The organism is Streptomyces durmitorensis, from assembly GCF_023498005.1.
In the GTDB taxonomy this organism is placed as follows: domain Bacteria; phylum Actinomycetota; class Actinomycetes; order Streptomycetales; family Streptomycetaceae; genus Streptomyces; species Streptomyces durmitorensis.
This window is the reverse complement of record NZ_CP097289.1, coordinates 6532519-6556525: the sequence shown is the minus strand read 5'-3', so window position 1 is coordinate 6556525 and position 24007 is coordinate 6532519. Positions and strand designations below refer to the sequence as shown.

The following is a 24007-nucleotide window of genomic DNA, read 5'->3' as shown; positions in this document are numbered from 1 at the left end:
GAGGGCTCCCGATGACGCAGGTGACCGACCCGCAGGTGACCGAGCACGGCGGGGGCGTGTGGAGCATCAAGGTCCCGATCCCGGACAACCCCCTGGGCTTCACGCTCGTCCACCTCCTGGACACCGACGCAGGGCCGGTCCTCGTCGACACAGGCTGGGACGACCCCACGTCCTGGGACGCGCTCGCCACCGGCCTCGCCGCCTGCGGCACGTCCCCCGACGCGGTGCACGGCGTCGTCATCACCCACCACCACCCCGACCACCACGGCCTGTCGGCCAAGGTCCGCGAGGCGTCGGGCGCGTGGATCGCGATGCACGAGGCGGACGCGTCGGTCGTACGCCGCACGCGGTCCGGGCCGCCCGCGCGCTGGTTCGACTACATGGTGGAGAAGCTGACGGCCGCGGGCGCCCCCGCCGACCACCTGGGCCCCCTCATCGCCGCCCGGGACGCGGGCCGCGCGCCCCGCCTTCCCGGCATGGCCGCCGCGCTCCCCGACCGCGACATCACTCCGGGCGAGCTGCTCGAACTGCCGGGGCGCAGGCTCCGCGCGATCTGGACGCCCGGCCACACCCCGGGCCACGTCTGCCTGCACCTGGAGGAGGAGCACCCGGCGCGACTGCCCGGACACGGCCGCCTGTTCTCCGGCGACCATCTGCTCCCCGGGATCACCCCGCACATCGGCCTGTACGAGGACCCGGACGACGAGACCGTCACGGATCCGCTCGGCGACTACATCGACTCCCTTGAGCGCATCGGCCGCCTGGGGGTCGCCGAGGTGCTGCCCGCCCACCAGTACGCGTTCACGGACGCCCCGGCCCGCGTGCGGGAGATCCTGGCCCACCACGAGGAGCGCCTCACCGACCTGCTCGCCCTCCTCGCCGAGCCCCTCACGCCCTGGCAGCTCGCCGAGCAGATGGAGTGGAACCGCCCCTGGGCCGAGATCCGCTACGGCTCACGGAACATCGCCGTCTCCGAGGCCGAGGCCCATGTGCGGCGCCTGGTGAAGCTGGGGCGCGCGGAGGCGGTGGGCAACGATCCGGTGCGGTACCGGGCGGTGTGACCTCCGGCCGGGACGTGGGCCCCTCCTGCCGGGGGCCGGGCGCCCCGGGCCGCTCCCCCTACGGGCCGGTAGAGTGGCCCCGTCGTCATCATGCCCGTACGGGGGGAAGCCGGTGCGAATCCGGCGCTGACCCGCAGCCGTATACCGCGTCGAGCGGTGAGCCGGAATGCCCGGTACGAAGCGTGACCGGCTCGCGTCGTCGGAACCTCCGGCGACCGGCACCGTCGAGGTATACGGAGCCGGAGCCGCCCGGTGCCCGTGCCCGCTACGCGCCCGTGCTGCCCCGCTCCCCGCAGGGAGAGGCACCCGCCGCATCATGAACGTTCGCCGCAGCGCAGCGGTCCTGGCCGCCGTCGCCGTGTTCGGTTCGGCCGCCGCCCCGGCCGCCTTCGCGGAGAGTGCGTCACCGTCGCCCTCCGCCGCCCTTCCTTCCGGTCTGTACGGCGACGCGGACCCCAAGTTCGACGGGGTGTTCCGGCAGTCGTACGCCCTGCTCGCCCAGGACTCGGCCGGTGTGAAGCCCGCGGCGAAGTCCGTCGACTGGCTCACGGGCCAGCAGTGCGCGAGTGGTGGCTTCGCCGCGTACCGCGCCGACGCGGGCGAGCCGTGCGACTCCAAGACGATGTTCGACAGCAACGCGACGGCGTCCGCCGTGCAGGCGCTCGCCGCGCTCGGCGGTCAGGACAAGGCCGTCAAGAAGAGCGTCGGCTGGCTGAAGTCGGTGCAGAACAAGGACGGCGGCTGGGGCTACGGCCCCGGCATGGACTCCGACGCCAACTCCACCGGCATCGTGATCGGCGCACTGACCGCGGCGGGCGAGAAGCCGCAGTCGGTGAAGAACCAGGACGGCAAGTCCCCGTACGACGCGCTGCCCGCCCTCTCGATGAGCTGCGGCAAGGACGGCGGCGCCTTCGGCCTCGCCGACATGAAGACGGGCAAGCTCTTTCCGAACGCGGACGCCACGGCGGCCGGTGTCCTCGGCGCCCACGGCAAGGGCCTGATCGTGGACCCGGCCAATAAGGAGGCCGCCACTCCGAAGTGCGCGAAGGCGGACACCGCCGAGCAGGCTGCGGCGAACGGCACCGGTTACCTCCTGAAGACCCTCGCCAAGACCGACGACCACCTGATGTCGGCGTTGCCCGGCACCAAGGTCCCGCCGGACGTGGGCAACACCGCGGACTCCGTGCTCGCGCTCGCCGCGGCCGGCCAGCAGAAGCAGGCCGAGAAGTCGGCCCAGTGGCTGGCGAAGAACTCGGCCGAGTGGGCCAAGAAGTCAGGCCCCGCCGCCTACGCCCAGCTGATCTTCGCCGCCCACGCCGCGGGCATGGACCCGCGCGACTTCGGCGGCGCTGACCTGGTCAAGCAGCTCAACGCGCAGGGTCCGGCCCCGCAGGCGACCGACCAGGCCGCCGACGAGAAGAAGGACAGCGACGACGGCAGCGGCGTGAGCATCTGGTGGATCATCGGCGTCGGCATGGTCGCCGGTATCGGCATCGGCTTCCTGTACAGCGGCAACAAGAAGAAGCAGCAGCTGTGACGCGGGGTCGCGCGCGGTGCGGACGCCTGGTGATCGGGGCGCTTCTCGCCGCCCTGTTCGGTGTCCTCGCCGCCGCCCCCGCCCAGGCCGCCGGCTACCGCTACTGGTCCTTCTGGGACCGGGACGGCGCGAAGTGGGCGTACGCGAGTCAGGGGCCGAGCACCGCCCACCCCGACGACGGTGCCGTCCAGGGCTTCCGGTTCTCCGTGTCCGAGGACTCGAAGGACGCCGCGAAGCCGCGCGGCGCCGCGGACTTCGACGCCATCTGCGCCAAGACCCCCGCCAAGGACGACCGCAAGCGGATCGCCCTGGTCGTCGACTTCGGCACGCCGGGTGACGCCCCCGACGGCGAGAGTCCGCCGAAGCCGCGTACCGCCTGCGCGCAGGTGGCCGACGACGCGACGAGCGCGGACGCCCTTGCCGCGGTCGCCAAGCCGCTGCGCTACGACAGCAACGCCCTGCTGTGCGCCATCGCGGACTACCCGAAGTCGGGCTGCGGGGAGCAGGTCGCGGGCAACGGGCAGTCCGAGAAGGCGGAGAAGAAGCCGACCGCGGGCGAGTCGAGCGAGTCCGGCGAGGAGAAGGGCGACTCCGGTGGCCCCTCCGTCGGCCTGATCGCGGGCGTGGCCGCCATCGCCCTGCTCGGCGGTGCCGCCGTCTGGCAGGCACGCCGCCGACGCGGCTGACCCGCACGATGAACGATCACCCGAGCACCGCTCCCGGTGCGCTGCGGAGGCGTCTGGCCCCCGAGGCGCACCGGAGCAACGCGCTGCACCCGGGCGCCTGGTGGGTGTGGGCGCTCGGGCTCGGCGTCGCCGCGTCCCGGACCACCAATCCCCTGCTGCTCGGTCTCCTCATCGGGGTCGCGGGCTATGTCGTCGCGGCGCGCAGGACGTCCGCCCCGTGGGCCAGGTCGTACGGGGCCTTCGTGAAGCTGGGCCTCTTCGTGATCGCGATCCGGCTCGTCTTCGCCGTCGTCCTCGGCTCCCCCATCCCCGGCAGCCATGTCGTCGTGACGCTCCCCGAGGTGCCGCTGCCCGACTGGGCGAAGGGCGTGCGGATCGGGGGCCGGGTGACGGCCGAGGGACTGCTCTTCGCGCTCTACGACGGGGTGCGCCTGGCCGGTCTCCTCATCTGCGTCGGCGCCGCCAACGCCCTCGCAAGCCCGGCCCGGCTGCTCAAGTCGCTGCCGGGCGCGCTGTACGAGGTGGGGGTCGCGATCGTCGTCGCGATGACGTTCGCGCCGAACCTGATCATGGACGTGCAGCGGCTTCGTGCCGCGCGGCGCCTTCGCGGGCGCGCCGACAAGGGCATCCGGGGGCTGCTCCAGGTCGGGCTCCCGGTCCTCGAAGGCGCCCTTGAGCGGTCGGTGGCCCTGGCCGCCGCGATGGACGCGCGCGGCTTCGGCCGCAGCGCGCCGGTCCCCGCCGGGGTGCGCAGGACCACGGCCGTCCTGACTCTCGGCGGTCTGATGGGCGTCTGCGCGGGAACGTACGGCCTGCTCTCCGAGGGAGGCACGGGCTACGGCCTGCCGGTCCTGGCCGCCGGGCTCGTCGCCGCCCTCGCGGGGCTTCGCCTGGGCGGCCGGCGCTCCGTGCGCACCCGCTACCGCCCCGACCCCTGGGGCGTGCGCGCCTGGCTCGTCGCCGGGTCGGGCATCGCGGTGGCGGGCCTGATGATCTGGGCCGCCTCGTACGACGCGTCCGCCCTGCACCCCGGAATCGTGCCCCTGACGGCGCCGACGCTGCCGCTGTGGCCCGCCGCGGCGATCCTCATCGGCCTCCTGCCCGCCTTCGTGGCGCCGGTGCCCGCCGATTCCGCCGCTCCCGTTCCCGCCCCCGCTCGCACCAAGGAGCCCTCATGATCCGCTTCGAGGATGTCTCCGTGACGTACGTAGGGGTCGCGGAGCCCACCGTGCGCGGGGTCGATCTCGCCGTGCCCGAGGGCGAGTTGGTGCTCCTCGTCGGCCCTTCCGGGGTCGGCAAGTCGACGCTCCTCGGCACGGTGAGCGGGCTCGTGCCTCACTTCACCGGGGGCACGCTGCGGGGGCGGGTGACCGTGGCGGGGCGCGACACCCGTACGCACAAGCCGCGTGAACTCGCCGACGTCGTCGGCACGGTGGGCCAGGACCCGCTCTCGCACTTCGTGACGGACACGGTCGAGGACGAGCTCGCGTACGGGATGGAGTCGCTCGGACTCGCCCCCGAAGTGATGCGCCGCCGGGTCGAGGAGACCCTCGACCTGCTCGGCCTGGCCGATCTGCGCGACCGCCCCATCGCCACGCTCTCCGGCGGCCAGCAGCAGCGCGTCGCCATCGGCTCGGTGCTCACGCCGCACCCGCAGGTCCTCGTCCTCGACGAACCGACGTCGGCCCTGGACCCGGCCGCCGCCGAGGAGGTCCTCGCCGTACTGCAGCGGCTCGTCCACGACCTGGGCACGACGGTCCTGATGGCCGAGCACCGCCTGGAACGGGTCGTGCAGTACGCCGACCAGGTGCTGCTGCTCGGGGCGCCGGGCGAGGCTCCCGTGCTCGGGGATCCCGCCGCGCTGATGGCCGTCTCGCCGGTCTACCCGCCGGTGGTGGGCCTCGGCCGTCTCGCCGGCTGGTCACCGCTGCCGCTGACGGTGCGGGACGCGCGGCGCAGGGCGGGCGCGCTGCGGGAGCGCCTTGCGCTCGCCGGAGCCGCAGCCGGGCCGCGCGAGGAGGCCGGGGCTGTGCCTCCGGTGGCGGGCCGGCCGAGCCTCTTCCGACGTACGAAGCAGACCGACGCCCCGGAGGCGGCCGCCGCGAGCGTCTCCGGCCTTGCCGTCCGCCGGGGCCGGGTGGAGGCCCTGCGCCGCGTGGACCTCACCGTCCGCGCGGGCGAGACGGTGGCCCTGATGGGCCGCAACGGCGCCGGGAAGTCCACGCTCCTGTCGACCCTGGTGGGGCTGCTCGAACCGGCGGCCGGGTCGGTCCGCGTCGGCGGCGCGATCCCGCACCGCACGGGCCCCCGCGAACTGATCCGCCACGTGGGCCTGGTCCCGCAGGAACCGCGTGACCTCCTGTACGCGGACACCGTGGCCGCCGAGTGCGCGGCGGCGGACCACGACGCGTCGGCGGCGCCCGGCACCTGCCGCGCCCTGGTCACGGAGCTGCTCCCCGGCATCGCGGACGACACCCACCCCCGCGACCTCTCGGAGGGCCAGCGCCTCACCCTGGCCCTGGCGATCGTCCTGACGGCCCGCCCTCCCCTTCTCCTTCTTGACGAGCCGACCCGTGGCCTCGACTACGCGGCCAAGGCCCGTCTGGTCACGCTCCTGCGCGGTCTCGCCGCCGAGGGCCACGCGATCGTCCTGGCCACGCACGACGTGGAACTGGCGGCGGAACTGGCCCACCGGGTGGCGATCCTCGCCGACGGTGAGATCGTCGCGGACGGCCCGACCCCGGAGATCGTCGTCTCGTCCCCGTCCTTCGCCCCGCAGACCACCAAGATCCTGGCCCCGCAGCGGTGGCTGACGGTCACGGAGGTACGGGACGCGTTGGGTGCGGGAGGCGATACCGCGTGACCTCCTCTCCTGCCGCCCGTCAGGCCCGGCCCATCCGCCTGGGCCCGCGCTCCATCGGCGCCCTCGCGCTCGTCAGCGCGGTCGGTGTCGTGGCCTTCGGGTGGCCGCTCATCGCGGGCAGGGACTCGGGCCTGAGCGCGCACGCCCAGGACGCGCCCTGGCTGTTCGCGGCGCTGCTGCCGCTGCTGCTCGCCGTGGTCGTGGCGACCATCGCCGATGTCGGGCTCGACGCGAAGGCCATCGCGATGCTCGGGGTGCTCGCCGCCGCCGGGGCCGCGCTGCGGCCGCTGGGGGCGGGGACGGCCGGGATCGAGCCGATGTTCTTCCTCATGGTGCTCAGCGGGCGCGTGCTCGGACCCGGGTTCGGGTTCGTGCTCGGTGCGGTGTCGATGTTCGCCTCGGCGCTGCTCACCGGCGGTGTCGGGCCGTGGATGCCGTTCCAGATGCTGTCCATGGGGTGGGTCTGCATGGGCGCGGGGCTGCTGCCGGGCCCCGACACCCTGCGCGGGCGCGGCGAGCTGTGGCTCCTCGCCGCCTACGGGGCAATCTCGTCCGTCCTGTACGGCACCGTCATGAACCTTCAGGGCTGGCCCTACCTCGGCGGCCTCGCGACCGGCGTCTCCTTTGTGCCCGGCGATCCCGTCGGCGAGAACCTCGGCCGCTTCATCGCGTACTGCCTGGCGACCTCGCTCGGCTGGGACCTGCCCCGAGCCGTCGTCACCGTCCTGCTGAGCCTCGCTCTCGGTCCCGCCGTCCTGAAGGCGCTGCGCCGGGCCACGCGCCGGGCCGCCTTCGAGGCCCAGGTCACATTCGAGGGCCCGAAGGCGTAGCCAGCCGTCGGCTCTCCGTGACCGAAAGGGTCCCTTCGCGGTGAGGCGGCCCACAGGACCTTGGTCCTCTACTAGGCGGGGTCGTAGATCATTTGTCTTGACGCGGACGCGCCAATATGCGCCCTGACCTGGGGATTGAGAGCCACGTCACACGAAGGACCTTCCGCGCACATGCGACATCCACTAGTAAAAGGGGTCATTGCGGAGACGCGGCAGCCCTGTTTCTCTGGATCGAGTCGCACGGCGCCGACGGCCTCAGGGCCCAGGGCGCCGACGCATTCCACCCGCCACACTCCCGTGGCCCACGGCGTGCCCGCGACACCATGTCCCCCACGGAAGGTCACGCTTTGTCCGCCACGCTCCTGAGCCGCATCGCCACCCCGAAGAAGGCCCTCACCGGTGCCGCCCTGGCCGCCGCCACGACCGGCATGGTGCTCATGGCGGGTCCGGCCCAGGCCGCCGCCCCGACCGAGGCGAAGGCGGCCGCTCCGGCCGCCGCTCCCGCCGCGGCTCCTTCCTCGGCCCAGGCGATCGCGAAGAAGATGATCCCGGACGCCGCGCAGTACCAGGCGTTCAGCAAGATCGTCGAGCACGAGAGCCACTGGAACCACAAGGCGACGAACTCCTCCTCCGGCGCCTACGGCCTGGTCCAGGCCCTGCCCGCCTCGAAGATGGCTTCGGCGGGCTCGGACTGGAAGACCAACCCCGAGACCCAGATCAAGTGGGGCCTCGACTACATGAACGACCGCTACGGCAGCCCGACGGGCGCCTGGGCCCACTGGCAGGCCAACGGGTGGTACTGAGCCTCGGCTCTGCCGCCTGAACGAAGCTCTGCGCACCGCGCATCACCGGCTTCGCCGAGTTCGTCCTCAAACGCCGGACAGGCTGGAATTCCCAGCCTGTCCGGCGTTTTCGGCTTCCGCGGCGGCCTACAGCCGCTGAATGATCGTCCCCGTGGCCACGGCCCCACCCGCGCACATCGTGATCAGCGCGAACTCCTTGTCCCGGCGCTCCAGTTCATGCAGGGCGGTCGTGATGAGCCGAGCCCCGGTCGCCCCCACGGGATGCCCCAACGCAATCGCACCCCCGTTCACGTTCACCTTCTCCAGGTCCTGCTCGAAGACCTGCGCCCAGCTCAGGACCACCGAGGCGAAGGCTTCGTTGATCTCCACGAGGTCGATGTCCTTCAGGGACATCCCCGCCTTGCCCAGGACCGCCCGCGTCGCGTCGATCGGCCCGTCCAGATGGAAGTGCGGATCGGCGCCCACCAGGGCCTGCGCCACGATCCGCGCCCGCGGCTTCAGCTTCAGGGCCCGCGCCATCCGCTTCGACGCCCACATGATCGCCGCCGCGCCGTCCGAGATCTGCGAGGAGTTGCCCGCGGTGTGCACGGCGGTCGGCATCACCGGCTTGAGCCGCTCAAGACCCTCCATGGACGTGTCCCGCAGCCCTTCGTCCCGGTCGACGAGCCGCCACATGCCCTGCCCCGCGGCCTGCTCCTCCTCCGTCGTGGGGACCTGGACGGCGAACGTCTCGCGTTTGAAGCGCTCCTCGGCCCAGGCGGTGGCGGCGCGCTCCTGCGAGATGAGGCCGAGCGAGTCGACGTTCTCCCGCGTCAGACCCCGGTTGCGGGCGATCCGCTCGGCCGCCTCGAACTGGTTGGGCAGGTCGACGTTCCACTCCTCGGGGAAGGGCTTCCCAGGACCGTGCTTGGAGCCCGAGCCCAGCGGTACGCGCGACATCGCCTCGACGCCGCAGCTGATGCCGACGTCGATGACACCGGCGGCGACCATGTTGGCCACCATGTGGCTCGCCTGCTGCGACGAGCCGCACTGACAGTCCACCGTCGTCGCCGCGGTCTCGTACGGAAGGCCCATCGTGAGCCAGGCCGTGCGCGCGGGGTTCATGGACTGCTCCCCGGCGTGCGTCACCGTGCCGCCCACGATCTGTTCGACGCAGTCCGCGTGGATGCCCGTGCGGCCGAGGAGCTCGCGGTAGGTCTCGCCGAGCAGATAGGCGGGGTGGAGATTGGCGAGCGCGCCGCCGCGCTTGCCTATGGGGGTGCGTACGGCTTCGACGATGACAGGTTCCGCGGCCATGGGCGTCCTCTCCATCCACATCCCGCGGGAGTGTCCCGGCACCCGCGCGGAGAACTAGTACGCGTTCTAGTTCTGCATGCAGTCTGCTGAGCCCGACCCCACCGCCGCAAGGGGCTTGCACGCACCTTGCGCACTACCTGCACGAAAGCGGACCCGTCGCGGGCCTTGCCACTTGTAGAACCCGTTACTACCTTGCGGGGCATCTCCTGATGGACCGTCAGAACAGTCGGAACACAGAGCCACGCCCCAGCACCACGACTCAGCACCACGACTCACTACCGGAACTGAACTCCTGGAGTTGCCGATGCCCTGTCCAGCGCTGCCCGACGGGTTCGACTTCACCGACCCCGACCTGCTCCAAGAGCGCGTGCCCCTCCCGGAGTTCGCCCAGCTGCGGCAGACGGAACCGGTGCGCTGGATCGCCCAGCCGCCGCGCATCTCCGGCTTCGACGACTCGGGGTACTGGGCCGTCACGCGGCACGCGGACGTCAAGTACGTCTCCACGCACCCGGAGTTGTTCTCCTCGAACCTCAACACCGCGGTCATCCGGTTCAACGAGACGATCAGTCGGGACCAGATCGAGGTCCAGAAGATGATCATGTTGAACATGGACCCGCCCGAGCACACCCGGGTCCGCCAGATCGTGCAGCGCGGCTTCACGCCCCGCGCCATCCGCTCCCTGGAGGACGCCCTGCGCGACCGCGCGGGCTCCATCGTCGAGACGGCCCTGGCGAACGCCAAGGCCGACGGCTCCTTCGACTTCGTCACGAACGTCGCCGTCGAGCTCCCCCTCCAGGCCATCGCCGAGCTCATCGGCGTGCCCCAGGACGACCGGACGAAAATCTTCGACTGGTCCAACAAGATGGCGGCCTACGACGACCCCGAGTACGCGATCACCGAGGAGGTCGGCGCCGAGGCGGCCATGGAGATCGTCTCGTACGCGATGAACCTCGCCGCCGCCCGCAAGGAGTGCCCGGCCAAGGACATCGTCAGCCAGCTGGTGGCCGCCGAGGACGAGGGCAACCTCTCCTCCGACGAGTTCGGCTTCTTCGTCATCCTGCTCGCGGTGGCCGGAAACGAGACGACCCGCAACGCCATCACCCACGGCATGCACGCCTTCCTCACCCACCCCGAGCAGTGGGAGCTCTTCAAGCGCGAGCGCCCTCAGACCACCGCCGAGGAGATCGTGCGCTGGGCGACCCCCGTCGTCTCCTTCCAGCGCACCGCGACCCAGGACACCGAGCTCGGGGACGTGACGATCAGGAAGGGCGACCGCGTCGGGATCTTCTACTCCTCGGCCAACAACGACCCCGAAGTCTTCGACGAGCCAGGGAAGTTCGACATCACCCGCGACCCGAACCCGCACCTGGGCTTCGGCGGCGGAGGCCCGCACTTCTGCCTCGGCAAGTCGCTCGCGGTCCTGGAGATCAACCTCATCTTCAACGCGGTCGCGGACGCGCTGCCCGATCTGCGACTGGTCTCCGACCCCCGCAGGCTCCGCTCGGCCTGGCTGAACGGCGTCAAGGAACTGCAGGTCAGCACGGGCTGACCTGCTTGCCAGGGAGGCAGGGGCGACTCCCCCCTACGCCCTGCCCCTGCCTCCCCCTGGCGGCATCCGGGGCCAAGGCCGCATCCGGGTGGCATATCCGGCCAGGTGCGGTTCAAAGCCAACGTTTCCGTTGCGTTACGCGTCTTGAGAAGTAAACGTTGCCTCTCCAAGACTTCGAACGGAAACGGTGCCGTGGCCTCCGCCGGTTTCTCCCTCGCGCCATCGGGCAGCACGCCCACGGAGCGGAAGACCTCCCTCCGCGCCTTCTGCCGACGCCACCGGATCCCGCTCCTCGCCACCCTGCCCACGCTTCCGCTGTACGCGGTGTGGGCAGCGTGGCTCGCCACCGGCGGCGGCGACCTGGCGGCCCAGTACGCCTGGGCGCGCTTCGCCTCCGAGCACGGGGCCGCCGCGTACGGCCTGTTCTGGTACGGCGGCATGCACACCGCCAACTACTCCCTGATCTCGCCCTACTTGATGGCCGCCGTGGGCGTGAAGACGGTGACGGTGGTGTCGGGCGTCGCCGGTGCCTGGCTGGTCGCCGCGCTGGTCGAACGCACCGGGATGCGGCGCCCGCTGTGGCCCGCGGTGCTCGCCTCGCTCGCGGTGTGGTGCAACGTCGCATCGGGGCGCACGACGTTCGCGCTCGGCATCGCCTTCGGGTTCGCCGCGTGCCTGATGCTCGTGCGGGAGCGGCGCGTGGGGGCCGCCGTGGTGTGCGGGGCCCTTGCCGCCATGTCCAGTCCGGTGGCGGGGCTCTTCCTCGTGGTGGCGGGCGCCGCCTATTTCCTCGTACGCGACTCGGTGCGGGCCGCGGCGCTGATCGCGCCGCCGGTGCTTGTCGTGGGCGCGACCACCGTCCTTTTCCCGTTCACCGGCGAGCAGTTGATGCCGTTCGACCGGATCTTCCCGCCCGTGGTGTTCAGCCTGGCGCTCATCGTGGCGGCTCCGCGCGAGTGGCGGGTGCTGCGATGGGGGGCCGGTGTGTACGCGGCCGGGACGGTCCTGACGTATCTGATCCCCTCCCCGATCGGCACGAACGTGGAGCGCCTTGCCGAGCTGCTCGCGCCCGCGGCGCTGCTCGGCGCGCTCCTGATGCCCGCGCTGACCCGCGTACGCAAGGCCGTGCTCGTCGTCGCGCTCGTGCTGTCCACGGCCTGGGTCACGCAGAAGACGGCGGACGATCTGACGGTGTCGACGACCGTGCCGAAGTGGGCCGCCGACACCCAGGGCGTGGTCGCGGAGCTGGAGCGGCTCGGCGCCGACCGGGGGCGCGTGGAGGTGGTCCCGGCCCGCAACCACCGCGAGGCCACGGCGCTCGCCCCGTACGTGAACATGGCGCGCGGCTGGAACCGGCAGCTCGACATCGAGCGCGGCCGGCTCTTCTACGACGGGTCGTTCTCGGCCGCCACCTACCGGGCGTGGCTGGACAAGTGGGCGGTCGGCTATGTGGTGCTGCCCTCGGGCAAGCCCGACGGGTTCGCCGAGGACGAGGCGGCGCTCGTGGCGAGCGGCCCGAAGTGGCTCGAACCGGTGTGGCGGGACGCGCACTGGCGGGTGTTCCGGGTGAAGGACCCGGTGCCGATGGTCTCGAAGCCCGCGTCCGTCGTCCGCTCCACCGGCTCGGCCATGGTGGTCCGCGTCCCCACGAGCGAGCCGGTGACGCTGCGCCTGGTGTACTCGCCGTGGCTCCGGGCGGAGGGCGCCTGTCTGAAGCGGCAGGGCGACTTCACCCGGCTCACGGTGTCCGCCCCGGGGACGTACAGGATCAGCTCGGGGTACGGTCCTTCGCCGAGTCCTTCGTCATGTCGATGACCGGCTCCGAGCCCGTCGCCACCTTCAGGGTCCTGCTCACCCGGGGCCCGGCCAGGAGGTAGCCGATGCCGAAGCCCGCGCCGACGACGGTCGCGCCGCCCACCGCGTCCAGGACCCAGTGGTTCCCGGTGGCGACGATCGCGGAGACCGTGAACAGCGGGTGCAGCAGGCCGAGCGCCTTCATCCACCACTTCGGCGCGAGGGCCACGATGACCACACCGCACCACAGCGACCAGCCGAAGTGCAGCGAGGGCATCGCCGCGTACTGGTTGGTGAGCGCGGTCAGCGTGCCGTAGTCCGGCTGGGTGAAGTCCTGCACGCCGTGGACCGTGTCGATGAAGCCGAGGCCGGGCATCAGGCGGGGCGGGGCAAGGGGGTAGAGCCAGAACCCGACGAGCGCGAGGAGCGTCGCGAAGCCGAGCGCGGAGCGTGCCCAGCGGTAGTCGGCGGGGCGCCGGGCGTAGAGCACTCCGAGGACGGTCAGCGGCACCACGAAGTGGAACGACGTGTAGTAGAAGTTGAAGAACTCCTCGAGCCAGTCGACCTTCACCACCGCGTGGTTGACCCAGTGCTCGATGTCGATGTGCAGGAACTGCTCGATCGAGTAGATCTGCTCGCCGTGCTGCTCTGCGGTGGCCCGCCCGCCCGAGTTGGTGCCGCCCGTCGCGGCGAGCCGCGCCTGCTGGTAGGCGGAGTAGCCGACGCGGATCAGGAGCAGTTCGAGGAGCAGGTTCGGCCGGGTCGTGACCCGCCGCCAGAACGGGAACAGCGGCACCCAGCTCCAGCGCGCGGGCACGGGCTCGGCGTAGTCGGTGGGGATCGGCTCCTGGTACTGCGGGGCCGCGCGGGAGAGGAACGGCACGACGGTGGCGGCGGCGAGCGCGGCGATCAGCACGACGTTGTCGCGGATGGGCTCCACGACCGGCATGTTCGGCAGCATCATCTTGGCCGGAAGCGTCGACACCAGGACGACGGCAACCGGCCACATGTACCGGTCGGACTGCTTCTTGCCGGCCCGGCCGACCACCGCGAGCAGCACCCACAGGAGCTGGTGCTGCCAGGTCGTCGGCGACACCACGACCGCGACACAGCCGGTGATGGCGACGGCGAGCAGGAGCTGCCCGTCCTTGGCGTAGTGGACCGCACGGCGCAGGCCGAACCAGACGACGGCCGCGCTCAGGACGACGAAGAGGCCGATCTCAAGGGGACCTTCGAGGCCGAACCGGAGCAGCGCGCCGTGCAGCGACTGGTTGGCGACACCGTCCGGGCTCGCACCCAGACCTGCGCCCGCCAGGTGATGCACCCAGTACGCCCAGGAGTCGTGCGGCATCGCGGCCCAGGAGACGGCGGTGACGGCGAGGAAGGTGGCGCCGGCGGAGGCCGATGCGCGCCTGCGGCCGGTGAACCAGAACAGGGCGGCGAAGAGCAGGATGGTGGGCTGCAGCGCGGCCCCGATGCCGATGAGGATGCCGCTGGCCCGCTCCCCGCGGACCGCGAAGCACCCGAGCAGGACGAGCAGCACGGGAATGATGCTGGTCTGGCCGAGATACAGCGTGTTGCGCACCGGGAGCGACAGCATCAGGAGGCAGATCGCGATGGGCGCGGCGAGCAGCGAGGTGCGCCGGGAGACCGGCTGCGGCAGGGCACGGGCGGCGACCAGACCGAGGATCACGACCAGGATCAGCGTGCCGAACGTCCAGCCCCAGCCGAGCGCCTGTTCGGCCGCGCGGGAGAACGGCTTGAGCACGAGTCCGGCGAACGGGGTGCCGGTGAACTTGTCCGCGTCGTAGAAGGAGCCGTTCACGTGCAGGACGCCGTCCGGGCCGATCCAGGTCTCCAGGTCGGTGAGCCGCTCACCCTTCGGTGTACGCAGGACGACGGCCGCTTGCCGTACCGCGAGTACGGCGGCGATCAGCCAGAGGGCGACACGGACCGCCCCGATCCGCGCCTTCGGTGTGCCGGTCGTCCCGGTCCCAAAGGCATTTCCCGGTCCTCCGTGCTCAACGTTCGCCACTCGCCGTCGGCCCTCCCGCCCCGCTCGTCGTCTCTGCTCGGTCCCAACGTCCGGTCGGCTCCGGGAGTTCTCCGTCGGCCCCGAACTGTGCAGTCGGCTGCTCCGAGAGGTGCAGTCGGCTCCTGAGGGCTCGCGCCCTCGGATCAGGCCGCGCCCTCAGATGAGGCCGCGCCCTCAGATGAGACGCGCGCAACCCGCATTTCACCTGTCAGCCACACCGCTTTCTACCGGCTTTTGTGCAGACTTCCTAACCGCCGGTTTCGTCCCGGACACCGCCCGCTCTCCACGAACTGTCCACCACCCGTCCATGAGATGAGCGACCGGACCCCCTGCCGCGGTTCCCCGAACAAGGCGCGACATAGATCACAAGGGCACCTTCTCGCCACCGTCACAAGCGGAACCATTTGCCCTGGATAGCGGCACTTTACGAACGGCATGCGGTTGACCCGGCACCGAACGTAACGATGCCACCTACACCTATGGTCGTTCGCGGGCCGCCCCTCGCTGGGCGGCTCTGTCCTTGTCGTCAACCGAGAGGCAGGCGAGCGAACCCTTGCCGGCAGCCGCACCCGTCGCACCCGTAGCTCCGCAGACCCAGGCCCCTCCGTCCGCGCCCACCCCGGCGGACGTGACCGTCGTCGACCCGGCGCTGGTCAAGCGGGCGGTGAAGGCGGCCGCACTCGGCAACGCGATGGAGTGGTTCGACTTCGGCGTCTACAGCTACATCGCCGTGACGCTGGGCAAGGTCTTCTTCCCCTCGGGCAACCCCACGGCCCAGCTTCTCTCCACCTTCGGCGCCTTCGCCGCGGCGTTCCTGATCCGCCCGCTCGGCGGCATGGTCTTCGGCCCGCTCGGCGACCGCATCGGCCGCCAGAAGATCCTCGCCCTCACCATGATCATGATGGCGGCGGGCACGTTCGCGATCGGCCTGATCCCCTCCTACGCCTCCATCGGCGTGGGCGCCCCGATCCTGCTCCTGGTCGCGCGCCTGGTGCAGGGCTTCTCGACCGGCGGTGAGTACGCGGGTGCGTCCACCTTCATCGCCGAGTACGCCCCCGACAAGAAGCGGGACTTCCTCGGCAGCTGGCTGGAGTTCGGCACGCTGGCCGGTTACATCGGCGGCGCGGGCCTGGTCACGCTGATGACGGCGCTCCTGTCCACGGACGACCTGCTCTCCTGGGGCTGGCGCATCCCGTTCCTGATCGCGGGCCCGATGGGTCTGATCGGCCTCTACCTGCGGATGAAGCTGGAGGAGACCCCGGCGTTCGCGGCGGAGCTCAAGAAGGCGCACAAGGACGAGCAGTCCCGCCCGAAGGTGCGCCTGCGCGAGATGGTCACGGGCCAGTGGAAGTCGCTGCTCCTGTGCATGGGCCTGGTCCTGGTCTTCAACGTCACGGACTACATGCTGCTGTCGTACATGCCGAGCTATCTGACGAGCGAGCTCAAGTACGACGAGACGCACGGCCTCCTGGTCATCCTCGCCGTGATGGCGCTGATGATGTGCGCCCAGCCGTTCGCGGGCGCACTGACCGACCGGGTGGGCCGCCGCCCGGTGATCGCGGCGGGCTGCGCGGGCTTCCTGCTCCTCTCCGTCCCCGCCCTGCTCCTGATCCGCCAGGGCTCGCTCTGGGCGATCGGCCTGGGCATGGCGGCGCTCGGCCTGCTCCTGGTCTGCTTCACGGCCTCGATGCCGTCGACACTCCCCGCCCTCTTCCCGACCAAGGTCCGCTACGGCTCGCTCTCCATCGGCTTCAACATCTCCGTGTCGATCTTCGGAGGTACGACACCGCTGGTCGTGACGGCACTGATCGGAGCGACGGGCAACATGATGATGCCCGCGTACTACATGATGGCCGCGGCCGTGGTGGGCGGCGTCGCGGTGTGGTTCATGAGGGAAAGCGCGGGGCGTCCGCTGCCGGGTTCGCCGCCGGCGGTGGAAAAGTAGCCCGTCCGGCGCGTTTCAGCCCGTCCGGCGCTTGAGGACGAACTCGGCGAAGCCGGTGATGACGGCAACCAAGGCCCCTGCGCCGAGCGGCCCGCGGCGGAGCCGCCAATAGATGCAGCCGGGAAGGGGCGGGGTTGGGGACAAAACATCCCGCCCCTACCCCGGCACCCCCGCCTGCCAAGCAGTAAACAAGGGCACTTCCCCCGCCCCGTCCAGCACCACAACCCCGAACGGCCGGTTAAAGGCGATCCACTCGATCCGTCGAGGGACATACGCACCGCCAGGCGCCATCGGCACAGCAGTAACCGCCGCCGCCTCAACCCCCTCCTCCGCGACCTTCACCACCGCCTCCTGCACCACCTGCGATATCGCGAGCCGCTCCGGCGACATCCCGGAGAAGTCGGCTCCCTCGCCCATGGCCCACCGCACCCCCAGCGCGGCCAACTGCTCCGTCGCGTCGATCCGCGTACGCAAGGACATCCGCGGCACCGCCATGTTGATCTGCTCGGCGTCGATCCCGGTCCACCGCCCCTCCGGCGCCCAGGCGAGCGGCAGCACCTCGGCGGCCCCCGCCCCCGGCTCACCCAGCACGAACCGCACCCGCGCAGGCGCCCGCCCGCCCTCCGCCCGGCATTTCAGCTCGACGACGCTCGCGCCGCCCACCGTCCAGGCGCAGTTCAGCGGAACGGGCCGGTGCATGGTGGGCACCCGGTGCCGCACGCCGAGCGCGTCCGTGAAGTCCTGGTCCCGCGTGCCCGCCCCCTCGAAGGGGATCTCCCAACGCGCCTTGAGCGCAAGCGCGTTGACGAGAACGAGCAGCACATCCGGAGTGATCACCACCGGCAGCCGCTCGATCAGACCGCCCGTCGCCTCCCGGACCCACGCGTCGATGCCGTCCGGATCCATCGGCCCGAACCCCACGTCCGGCAGCGCCTCCCGATAGGCGCGGTACACCGGAACCCGGCTCCACACCCGGGTGGCGACGGCCACCGCGTCCGTGCCGGCCAGCGCCCGCGCGGCTCCCGTGACCACACCGGCGGCCTCCTCACCCGCGACGCCGAGCAACTCCCGCAGCTCCCCGGCGGTTTCCTCCCGCGCGCCCACCGCGACGGCGGCCAGCGCGAGCCACAGCCCGGCGGGCGAGCAGGCGAAGTCCCCCGCACCCGCGCCACCCCCTTGCCCCTGCCCCTGCTCCTCTCCCTCTCCCGGCGAAGCCATCAGCGGCAGCCACCGATCGGCAAGCCCCCGGATCGCCACCGCGGGCAACAACTGCCCGGTCCCGTACGTCATCCCAACCCCCCGCAGCTCACAGCCCGCGTCCCGCCAACACAGCCCGACCACCCCAGTATGCGAGTCCCCACTGACAATCGACCCCCGCCCCACTAACATCGTTAGCGAACCTAACGAACCCTCGGAAAGGCCCTCATGACCCAGCAGCAATGGACCGCGGTCGACACCTACTTCACCGATCTGCTCACCCCCAGCGACGAGGCCCTGACCGCGGCCCTGCACGACAGCGACGCGGCCGGTCTGCCGCAGATCAGCGTCGCGCCGAACCAGGGCAAGCTGCTCCAGCTCCTCGCCCAGATCCAGGGCGCGCACCGCATCCTCGAGATCGGCACGCTCGGCGGCTACAGCACGATCTGGCTGGCCCGCGCCCTGCCCGCGGACGGCCGCCTGATCACCCTGGAGTACTCCCCGGTCCACGCCGACGTGGCCCGAGGCAACCTCGCCCGCGCCGGCCTCGACAAGCTCACCGAGGTCCGGGTGGGCCCGGCCGTCGACTCGCTCGCCGCACTGGTGGCCGAGGACGCGGCCCCCTTCGACCTGGTCTTCATCGACGCGGACAAGGTCAACAACCCGCACTACGTGGAGTGGTCGCTCAAGCTCACCCGCCCCGGCAGCCTCATCATCATCGACAACGTCGTACGAAGCGGCGAGGTGGCCAACGCCGACAGCACCGACCCCGGCGTACTGGGCACGCGCAGCGCACTCGACATCATCGCCGGGCACCCGAAGTTGAGCGGCACGGCGCTGCAGACGGTGGGCACGAAGGGCTACGACGGCCTGGCACTGGCCCGCGTACTGGACTGAGCAGAAGCCCCCACCCCTCAGCCCTCTCCGCCCTCAACCCTCCACATAGAAGCCGACGTTGACGCTGCGAGGACCACCGGCCCGGTCCTGGACGACGACGTCACCGGACCCGCCCCGGGCCAGCGGCGCCGTTCCGCCGTACTCAAGAGGCGCCGCCACGCCGTCCACCGTGAGCCGCACCTCCGACGCGGGCTGGGGATGCGACCCGCGCAGCCAGGTGACGGTCCAACCCCCGTCGGTCCCGCAGCGGAACTCCAGATGGGTGCGCGAGACGAACAGCCAGTCATCGGGCGGCACAAGGCGGCAGCGGCCGGGATCACGCCCCACCCGCAGCACGGAACCCGGCGCGCTAGGGGCGTCGGCCATGAGCATGCCCGCCGTCGCCCCCTCGTCCGCCCCGGACAACAGGGCCATGGTCAGCTCCAGCACGTACGCCCCCACTCTCGACGACCGGACACGCACCCCGGAACGCACCCCGACCCGCTCCGCACCGCGCCGCCGCATCCTAAAGCGCCCCTCGCGCGAAAGCACGGGACCTTGGAACAATGGACGCATGACCGAGCGAACGCCACCCGGACCGAGCTCGTCGGGGGCATGCGCGAGGATGGGCGCATGAGCATCGTGAAGATCAATGTGCTGACCGTTCCCGCCGAGCAGCGGGAAACCCTTGAGAAGCGCTTCGCCTCCCGCGCCGGCGCCGTGGAGAACTCCGACGGCTTCGAGTGGTTTGAGCTTCTCCGCCCCATCGAGGGCACAGACGACTATCTCGTGTACACGCGGTGGCGTGACGAGGAGTCGTTCCAAGCGTGGATGGAAGGCCCGATGAAGCCGGCCCACCAGGGCGGCGGCGACCGTCCGAAGCCGGCGTCAAGCAGCGCCGCGGTGTGGTCTTTCGAGGTCGTGCAGCAGGCAGCGCCCAAGAGCCAGTAGCTCTCTCAGCGGTAGTCCATCGAAGGCGCTGCGATGTTTCGCGTCGTCCTGCACCATGAATGTGACGCTGCGGATTGGTTACGGCTCCATCATTCGCTCCACGTACAGCGGACTGGCCACCAGGTATTGTGTGAATTCTCGGCGAGGACGGCCGAGGTGAATGTGCGCTGACACGCGGGCGTACCCCTGGACCCACGAAGCTGTCTCGGGAATCACCTGCCGGTCGATGGAATGCACCAATTCCTCAACGCCGCGTTGGAGCTTCTCGCTTGGGCGCCGGGACTCGATAGAGTCGCTCAGGGGCAAGGTTGCCGTGAGGCTCAGCATGGGGTTTTGCGTGTCTCGCAATTCCCCCAGCAGTGATCTTGCCTCAACATTCGCCTCGAGGTTCGCGTCATGGAGTGCAGCCAGCCGAGCCATGAACCACGTTGGATCGCTTGGACTGCGCGAGTCCCGGAGCCCTTCGAGGAATGCATCGAACCTGGCTGCACTTTCTTGCCCTACCTCCTCCTGCGTGGGAAGGGAGGCATCAACTACTGCCGACTGGGCGGCAATGAGGTTTGTGATTGACCCATGCAGGAGAAGTCGGCAAGGGGAAGAGCGCGGGTAGCCCTGCTCGTACGCACCCTCTGGATCCACGAAGAGCAGTGCGCCCTTTCCCTCGGCAGGAATGTTGACATAGTTAAGTGGCGCCTCAAACCAAATCCACTGCCCCGCCTGATGTCGCGCTGTCTGAAACCACCGAGCGTTTAGTTCAATGTGTTCAACCACTCGTTCGAAGTGCTTGGCGCGCGCCTCGATCGGGTCAGTTGTTCGCGGTGACAGGTTCAACTCCCCGAGCGGCGTAACGATCTTGGCACTTTCAGGCCCTCGCCACCGTCGCGGCTTCGGCATGAACTGTTGCAGCTTGCTGTCAGACAAATAGATGAGCTCGCGCACGAGGTCTCCGGGGCTCGAAATTCTCCTCCGCCATGCCATAACTGTGCACGAGACGCCGACCCGTGTCAGGGCAAACTGAAAGCAGCGCCGGTGAGCCCGATGAAGTCGGCGCACCAGGGCGGCGGCGCGGCCGGCGGCGAGCGGCTGGGCCGGGCCCGGAAAAGCGATACCGGCGCGGCGCGCTCCCGTGGTGCGATGGGCCCCATGATGTCCACCGACCGGATACTCGCCTTCGCGGCCATGTCGTTCCTGCTGATCGTGATCCCCGGGCCCAGCGTCCTGTTCGTGATCGGGCGGGCACTGGCGCAGGGGCGTCGGGCCGCGTTGACCACCGTCGTGGGGAACACGATCGGCGCCTACGTCCTCGTCGTGGCCGTGGCCCTCGGAGTCGGGTCCGTCGTGGAGCGCTCGATCGTCGTCTTCACCGCCCTGAAGCTGCTCGGCGCCGCCTATCTCGTCTACCTCGGGGTCAAGGCGGTGCGCCAACGCGCCTCGCTGCACGCCGCGTTCACCGGTGAAGGCCCTGCGCACAGCGGGCTGCGTACGTTGTGGGAGGGGTTCGCGGTCGGTGTGGCCAACCCCAAGACCATCGTGTTCTTCGCCGCCGTGCTGCCGCAGTTCGTCGACCGGGAGCAGGGGCACGTCATGCTCCAGATGCTGGTGCTCGGGCTCGTCTTCAACGCCATCGCCGTGACCTGCGACAGCGTGTGGGGCCTGGTCGCGTCCACCGCGCGCGGCTGGTTCGCGCACTCGCCGCGGCGCCTTTCGATGATCGGCGGGGTCGGCGGGCTCACCATGATCGGGCTCGGCGTCAGTGTCGCCGCCACCGGGCGCAAGGACTGAGGCCGGGAGTGAAGGCCCTCAGGGCTTAATTCGCTTGCGGGCCACGGCAGTCGCGTCCCGAGAATGGCCTCCATGAGTAGTCACATGGGTCACATGGGTCACATGAGCCACGTCGAGAACAGTCCCGCAGAGACCGCCTCCTGGGCCGTCGCCCCCGAAGCCGTCGACTCCCCTGTCGCCTCGGCGCTCTGGCGCGCGTACTACACCGAGGTGAGCGACCGGTACTACCTCCTCCACGAGAAGCGCAGGACCGCGCCCGAGGAGCTGGAGCGCGAGATCGCGGCGGAGACCGGCGCCGACCTCCGCCCGCCCACCGGCGTACTCCTTGTCGCCCGGCATGAAGGCGAGCCCGCGGGGACCGCCGGGGTGCGGCTCATGGGCGACCTGAAGGGGACGAGTACCGCCGAGCTCAAGCGCGTCTTCCTCCGCGAGGACATGCGCGGCAAGGGCGGCGCCGCGCTGCTCCTCGCCGCCGCCGAGGACGCGGCCCGCGCGCTCGGTGCCGGGCAGCTCATCCTCGACACACGCCTCGATCTGGTCGAGGCCAGGGCGCTCTACGCACGGCACGGCTACGAGGAGAGCGAGCCGCTCACCGAGCGGATGTACGCCGAGTGCTGGTACGTCAAGAGGCTGGCCCCGGCGGCTGGTTGAGGGCCGTCGAGCGCGGACGTGAGGACACGCGAGCGCGGACGGAGCGGCGTTGCGGCGCCGCTCAGGCCGCAACGCCGCGCTGAGGAGGCCTGCCGTTGTACGGCCGTTCGGCGTCCGAGCCGCACATCTCGGCGCCCAGTTCCTCGACGAGCTTGACCAGGTCGGTGGGCCGGTCGGGGCCCCACCAGTCGCCGAGCAGCTCGGACAGGGATTCCTCGCGGGCCTTGGACAGCTTGGCGACCGCCGTACGGCCCTCGTCGGTCAGGGTCAGGCCCATGCCCTCCCGCCGGGCGAGACGGCGCTCCTCGACCTGGCGGGACGCCGCCGTGATCACGTGCAGCGGGACGGTGCTGCGCTCGGCGAGCGTCGCCGGTTCGACATGGCCGTGGCGGTGGATCCGCAGCAGGAGCCAGCTGGCCGCGGGCAGCAGGTCGTAGCCCGCGCGCTCGGTGATGCGCACATAGATCTCGCGGCGGCCCTCCCGCGTGCCGAGGACCGAGAGCGCCCTCGCCACCTCGTCGTACGACGAACGCTCCACGGGATTGCTGGCGAGCGTCTGCGTCGTGTCGGGCGCCGTGACCGAGCCCCGCAGCTTGTCCTCGCGCAGGAACCAGGCGAGGACGAAGGCGACGAGCGCCACCGGAGCCGCGTACAGGAAGACGTCCGTGATGGACGAGGCGTAGGCGTGCACGACGTCGGGGCGCACCGCCGCGGGGAGTTCGGCGATGCCCCGCGGGTCGGCCTTGAGGGAGTCCGCGCTGATGCCGGGCGGCAGCTCCTGTCCCGCGACGGCGTCGGAGAGCTTGGTGACGAGGCGGTTGGCGAAGATCGTGCCGAAGATGGCGACGCCGAACGAGGCGCCGATGGAGCGGAAGAACGTCGCGCCGGACGTGGCGACGCCCAGATCCCCGTACGGCACCGCGTTCTGCACGATGAGCACCAGGACCTGCATGACCAGGCCGAGCCCGAAGCCGAAGACGAAGAAGTAGGCGCTCATCTCGCCCGTGCTGCTGTTCTCGTTCAGCTGGTGGAGGAGGAGCAGGCCCAGGGCCGTGATGCCGGTGCCCGCGACCGGGAACACCTTCCAGCGGCCCGTACGGCTGACGATCTGGCCGGACCCGGTCGACGAGATCAGCATGCCGATCACCATCGGCAGCATGTGCACGCCCGACATCGTCGGCGAGACGCCCTGGACGACCTGGAGGAACGTCGGCAGATAGGTCATCGCGCCGAACATCGCGAAGCCGACCACGAAGCTGATGATCGCGGAGAGCGTGAACGTCCTGACCCGGAACAACTTCATCGGGATGACGGGTTCGGCCGCCTTGCGCTCGATGGACACGAAGGCCACGGCGAGCAGGACGCCGAGCACCGCGAGGCCGATGATCTGCGGCGATCCCCAGGCCCAGGTGGTGCCGCCGAGCGAGGCGACGAGGACGAGGCAGGTGGCGACGGCCGCGATCAGGAAGGTGCCGAGGTAGTCGATGGTGTGCTTCTGCGAGCGCACCGGGATGTGCAGGGCCGCGGCGATGACGACGAGGGCGACGACGCCGATGGGCAGGTTGATGTAGAAGACCCAGCGCCAGCTGAGGTGCTCGGTGAACAGGCCGCCGAGCAGCGGCCCGAGCACGCTCGTCACACCGAAGACCGCGCCGAACAGGCCCTGGTACTTGCCTCGTTCGCGCGGCGAGACGATGTCGCCGACGATCGCCATCGACAGGACCATCAGACCGCCGCCGCCGATGCCCTGGAGCGCGCGGAAGCCGATGAGCTGCGGCATGTTCTGCGCCATGCCGCAGAGGGCCGAGCTGACCAGGAAGATCACGATGGCCAGCTGGAACAGCTTCTTGCGGCCGTACTGGTCGCCCAGCTTGCCCCAGAGCGGCGTCGCCGCCGTCGCGGCGAGCAGATACGCCGTGACGACCCACGACAGGTGCTCCATGCCGCCGAGCTCGCTGACGATGGTGGGCAGCGCGGTCGAGACGATGGTCTGGTCGAGGGCGGCGAGCAGCATGCCCAGCAGCAGCGCGCCGATGGACACCAGTACACCGCCGTGCGCGTGCTCGTCCGGTGGCCCGGGGACGGGATCTGGCTCCGGCCCCGCGGGGCGGGCGCTGACGTCCTGCGTCATGGACACCTCCTGAGAGCTCC

The 24007-nt window shown here is 70.8% G+C and carries 20 protein-coding genes and 1 riboswitch; of the genes, 14 read left to right on the top strand and 6 right to left on the bottom strand.

What is annotated here, in order from left to right; all coding sequences use genetic code 11:
• The first annotated feature begins 11 nt into the window (after positions 1–11).
• The 7 genes from M4V62_RS29240 to M4V62_RS29210 all read left to right on the top strand — a co-directional run bounded on the left by M4V62_RS29240 (position 12) and on the right by M4V62_RS29210 (position 7780).
• Positions 12–1061, top strand: a complete 1050-nt coding sequence (locus M4V62_RS29240; RefSeq protein ID WP_249590177.1) for a Strvi_7410 family MBL fold metallo-hydrolase — start codon at positions 12–14, stop codon at positions 1059–1061.
• A gap of 102 nt (positions 1062–1163) precedes the next feature.
• Positions 1164–1233, top strand: a riboswitch (cobalamin riboswitch).
• Positions 1234–1377: 144 nt separating this feature from the next.
• Positions 1378–2598: an SCO2321 family membrane protein gene (locus M4V62_RS29235; RefSeq protein WP_249590176.1), complete on the top strand. Its 1221-nt coding sequence runs from the start codon at positions 1378–1380 to the stop codon at positions 2596–2598.
• Positions 2595–3284, top strand: a complete 690-nt coding sequence (locus M4V62_RS29230) for an SCO2322 family protein (protein ID WP_249590175.1) — start codon at positions 2595–2597, stop codon at positions 3282–3284. Before M4V62_RS29235 ends, M4V62_RS29230 begins: the two co-directional genes overlap by 4 nt.
• 8 nt (positions 3285–3292) lie before the next feature.
• Positions 3293–4462, top strand: a complete 1170-nt coding sequence (locus tag M4V62_RS29225; RefSeq protein WP_249590174.1) for an energy-coupling factor transporter transmembrane component T — start codon at positions 3293–3295, stop codon at positions 4460–4462.
• The gene (locus tag M4V62_RS29220) at positions 4459–6147 is read left to right on the top strand and encodes an ABC transporter ATP-binding protein (RefSeq protein WP_249590173.1); all 1689 of its coding nucleotides are present in this window, start codon (positions 4459–4461) and stop codon (positions 6145–6147) included. Before M4V62_RS29225 ends, M4V62_RS29220 begins: the two co-directional genes overlap by 4 nt.
• The gene (locus tag M4V62_RS29215; protein ID WP_249590172.1) at positions 6144–6977 is read left to right on the top strand and encodes an ECF transporter S component; all 834 of its coding nucleotides are present in this window, start codon (positions 6144–6146) and stop codon (positions 6975–6977) included. The genes M4V62_RS29220 and M4V62_RS29215 overlap by 4 nt, the downstream gene beginning before the upstream one ends.
• 347 nt (positions 6978–7324) lie before the next feature.
• The gene (locus M4V62_RS29210; protein ID WP_249590171.1) at positions 7325–7780 is read left to right on the top strand and encodes an aggregation-promoting factor C-terminal-like domain-containing protein; all 456 of its coding nucleotides are present in this window, start codon (positions 7325–7327) and stop codon (positions 7778–7780) included.
• Positions 7781–7906: 126 nt separating this feature from the next.
• On the opposite strand, the gene M4V62_RS29205 is transcribed toward M4V62_RS29210, so the two are convergent.
• Positions 7907–9076 (bottom strand): steroid 3-ketoacyl-CoA thiolase, encoded by a 1170-nt coding sequence (locus M4V62_RS29205; RefSeq protein WP_249590170.1) that lies wholly within the window; start codon positions 9074–9076, stop codon positions 7907–7909.
• Positions 9077–9380: 304 nt separating this feature from the next.
• Between M4V62_RS29205 and M4V62_RS29200 the strand changes: the two genes are divergently transcribed.
• Both M4V62_RS29200 and M4V62_RS29195 read left to right on the top strand, forming a co-directional pair.
• On the top strand, positions 9381–10625 hold the full coding sequence (locus M4V62_RS29200) for a cytochrome P450 (protein ID WP_249590169.1): 1245 nt from the start codon (positions 9381–9383) through the stop codon (positions 10623–10625).
• A gap of 192 nt (positions 10626–10817) precedes the next feature.
• Positions 10818–12440, top strand: a complete 1623-nt coding sequence (locus tag M4V62_RS29195; protein ID WP_249590168.1) for a hypothetical protein — start codon at positions 10818–10820, stop codon at positions 12438–12440.
• Here M4V62_RS29195 and M4V62_RS29190 read toward each other — a convergent pair.
• Positions 12394–14454: a bifunctional glycosyltransferase 87/phosphatase PAP2 family protein gene (locus M4V62_RS29190; RefSeq protein ID WP_249590167.1), complete on the bottom strand. Its 2061-nt coding sequence runs from the start codon at positions 14452–14454 to the stop codon at positions 12394–12396. The two genes, M4V62_RS29195 and M4V62_RS29190, sit on opposite strands and share 47 nt — an antisense overlap.
• Before the next feature lie 628 nt (positions 14455–15082).
• Here M4V62_RS29190 and proP point away from each other — a divergent pair.
• Positions 15083–16399: a glycine betaine/L-proline transporter ProP gene (proP, locus tag M4V62_RS29185; protein WP_249590166.1), complete on the top strand. Its 1317-nt coding sequence runs from the start codon at positions 15083–15085 to the stop codon at positions 16397–16399.
• A 156-nt stretch (positions 16400–16555) separates the two neighbouring features.
• On the opposite strand, the gene M4V62_RS29180 is transcribed toward proP, so the two are convergent.
• A complete protein-coding gene (locus M4V62_RS29180; protein ID WP_425575081.1) occupies positions 16556–17689 on the bottom strand; it encodes a serpin family protein in 1134 nt (377 codons plus the stop codon).
• A gap of 135 nt (positions 17690–17824) precedes the next feature.
• On the opposite strand from M4V62_RS29180, the gene M4V62_RS29175 reads away from it, so the two are divergent.
• Positions 17825–18493, top strand: a complete 669-nt coding sequence (locus tag M4V62_RS29175; RefSeq protein ID WP_249590165.1) for an O-methyltransferase — start codon at positions 17825–17827, stop codon at positions 18491–18493.
• 33 nt (positions 18494–18526) lie between these two features.
• Here the strand turns inward: M4V62_RS29175 and M4V62_RS29170 are convergent, their stop codons facing one another.
• Positions 18527–18922: an FHA domain-containing protein gene (locus M4V62_RS29170; RefSeq protein WP_249590164.1), complete on the bottom strand. Its 396-nt coding sequence runs from the start codon at positions 18920–18922 to the stop codon at positions 18527–18529.
• Positions 18923–19105: 183 nt separating this feature from the next.
• Between M4V62_RS29170 and M4V62_RS29165 the strand changes: the two genes are divergently transcribed.
• A complete protein-coding gene (locus tag M4V62_RS29165; RefSeq protein WP_249590163.1) occupies positions 19106–19423 on the top strand; it encodes an antibiotic biosynthesis monooxygenase family protein in 318 nt (105 codons plus the stop codon).
• 78 nt (positions 19424–19501) lie between these two features.
• On the opposite strand, the gene M4V62_RS29160 is transcribed toward M4V62_RS29165, so the two are convergent.
• Positions 19502–20362 carry an SAVMC3_10250 family protein gene (locus M4V62_RS29160; protein WP_249590162.1) on the bottom strand — a complete coding sequence of 287 codons (861 nt, stop codon included), beginning with the start codon at positions 20360–20362 and terminating at the stop codon, positions 19502–19504.
• Between the two features lie 204 nt (positions 20363–20566).
• Between M4V62_RS29160 and M4V62_RS29155 the strand changes: the two genes are divergently transcribed.
• A complete protein-coding gene (locus tag M4V62_RS29155; protein ID WP_249593060.1) occupies positions 20567–21205 on the top strand; it encodes a LysE family translocator in 639 nt (212 codons plus the stop codon).
• Between the two features lie 102 nt (positions 21206–21307).
• Complete coding sequence (locus M4V62_RS29150) at positions 21308–21856, top strand: GNAT family N-acetyltransferase (protein WP_249593059.1); 549 nt, start codon at positions 21308–21310, stop codon at positions 21854–21856.
• 61 nt (positions 21857–21917) lie between these two features.
• Here the strand turns inward: M4V62_RS29150 and M4V62_RS29145 are convergent, their stop codons facing one another.
• A complete protein-coding gene (locus M4V62_RS29145; protein ID WP_249590161.1) occupies positions 21918–23987 on the bottom strand; it encodes an MDR family MFS transporter in 2070 nt (689 codons plus the stop codon).
• Positions 23988–24007: the final 20 nt, after the last annotated feature.

Coding starts and splice junctions, on each gene's coding strand:
- M4V62_RS29155 (WP_249593060.1), top strand. CDS start 20,567: ATGATGTCCACCGACCGGATACTCGCCTTCGCGGCCATGTCGTTCCTG.
- M4V62_RS29180 (WP_425575081.1), bottom strand. CDS start 17,689: ATGACGTACGGGACCGGGCAGTTGTTGCCCGCGGTGGCGATCCGGGGG.
- M4V62_RS29175 (WP_249590165.1), top strand. CDS start 17,825: ATGACCCAGCAGCAATGGACCGCGGTCGACACCTACTTCACCGATCTG.
- M4V62_RS29235 (WP_249590176.1), top strand. CDS start 1,378: ATGAACGTTCGCCGCAGCGCAGCGGTCCTGGCCGCCGTCGCCGTGTTC.
- M4V62_RS29150 (WP_249593059.1), top strand. CDS start 21,308: ATGAGCCACGTCGAGAACAGTCCCGCAGAGACCGCCTCCTGGGCCGTC.
- M4V62_RS29240 (WP_249590177.1), top strand. CDS start 12: ATGACGCAGGTGACCGACCCGCAGGTGACCGAGCACGGCGGGGGCGTG.
- M4V62_RS29200 (WP_249590169.1), top strand. CDS start 9,381: ATGCCCTGTCCAGCGCTGCCCGACGGGTTCGACTTCACCGACCCCGAC.
- M4V62_RS29145 (WP_249590161.1), bottom strand. CDS start 23,987: ATGACGCAGGACGTCAGCGCCCGCCCCGCGGGGCCGGAGCCAGATCCC.
- M4V62_RS29220 (WP_249590173.1), top strand. CDS start 4,459: ATGATCCGCTTCGAGGATGTCTCCGTGACGTACGTAGGGGTCGCGGAG.
- M4V62_RS29165 (WP_249590163.1), top strand. CDS start 19,106: ATGAGCATCGTGAAGATCAATGTGCTGACCGTTCCCGCCGAGCAGCGG.
- M4V62_RS29205 (WP_249590170.1), bottom strand. CDS start 9,076: ATGGCCGCGGAACCTGTCATCGTCGAAGCCGTACGCACCCCCATAGGC.
- M4V62_RS29225 (WP_249590174.1), top strand. CDS start 3,293: ATGAACGATCACCCGAGCACCGCTCCCGGTGCGCTGCGGAGGCGTCTG.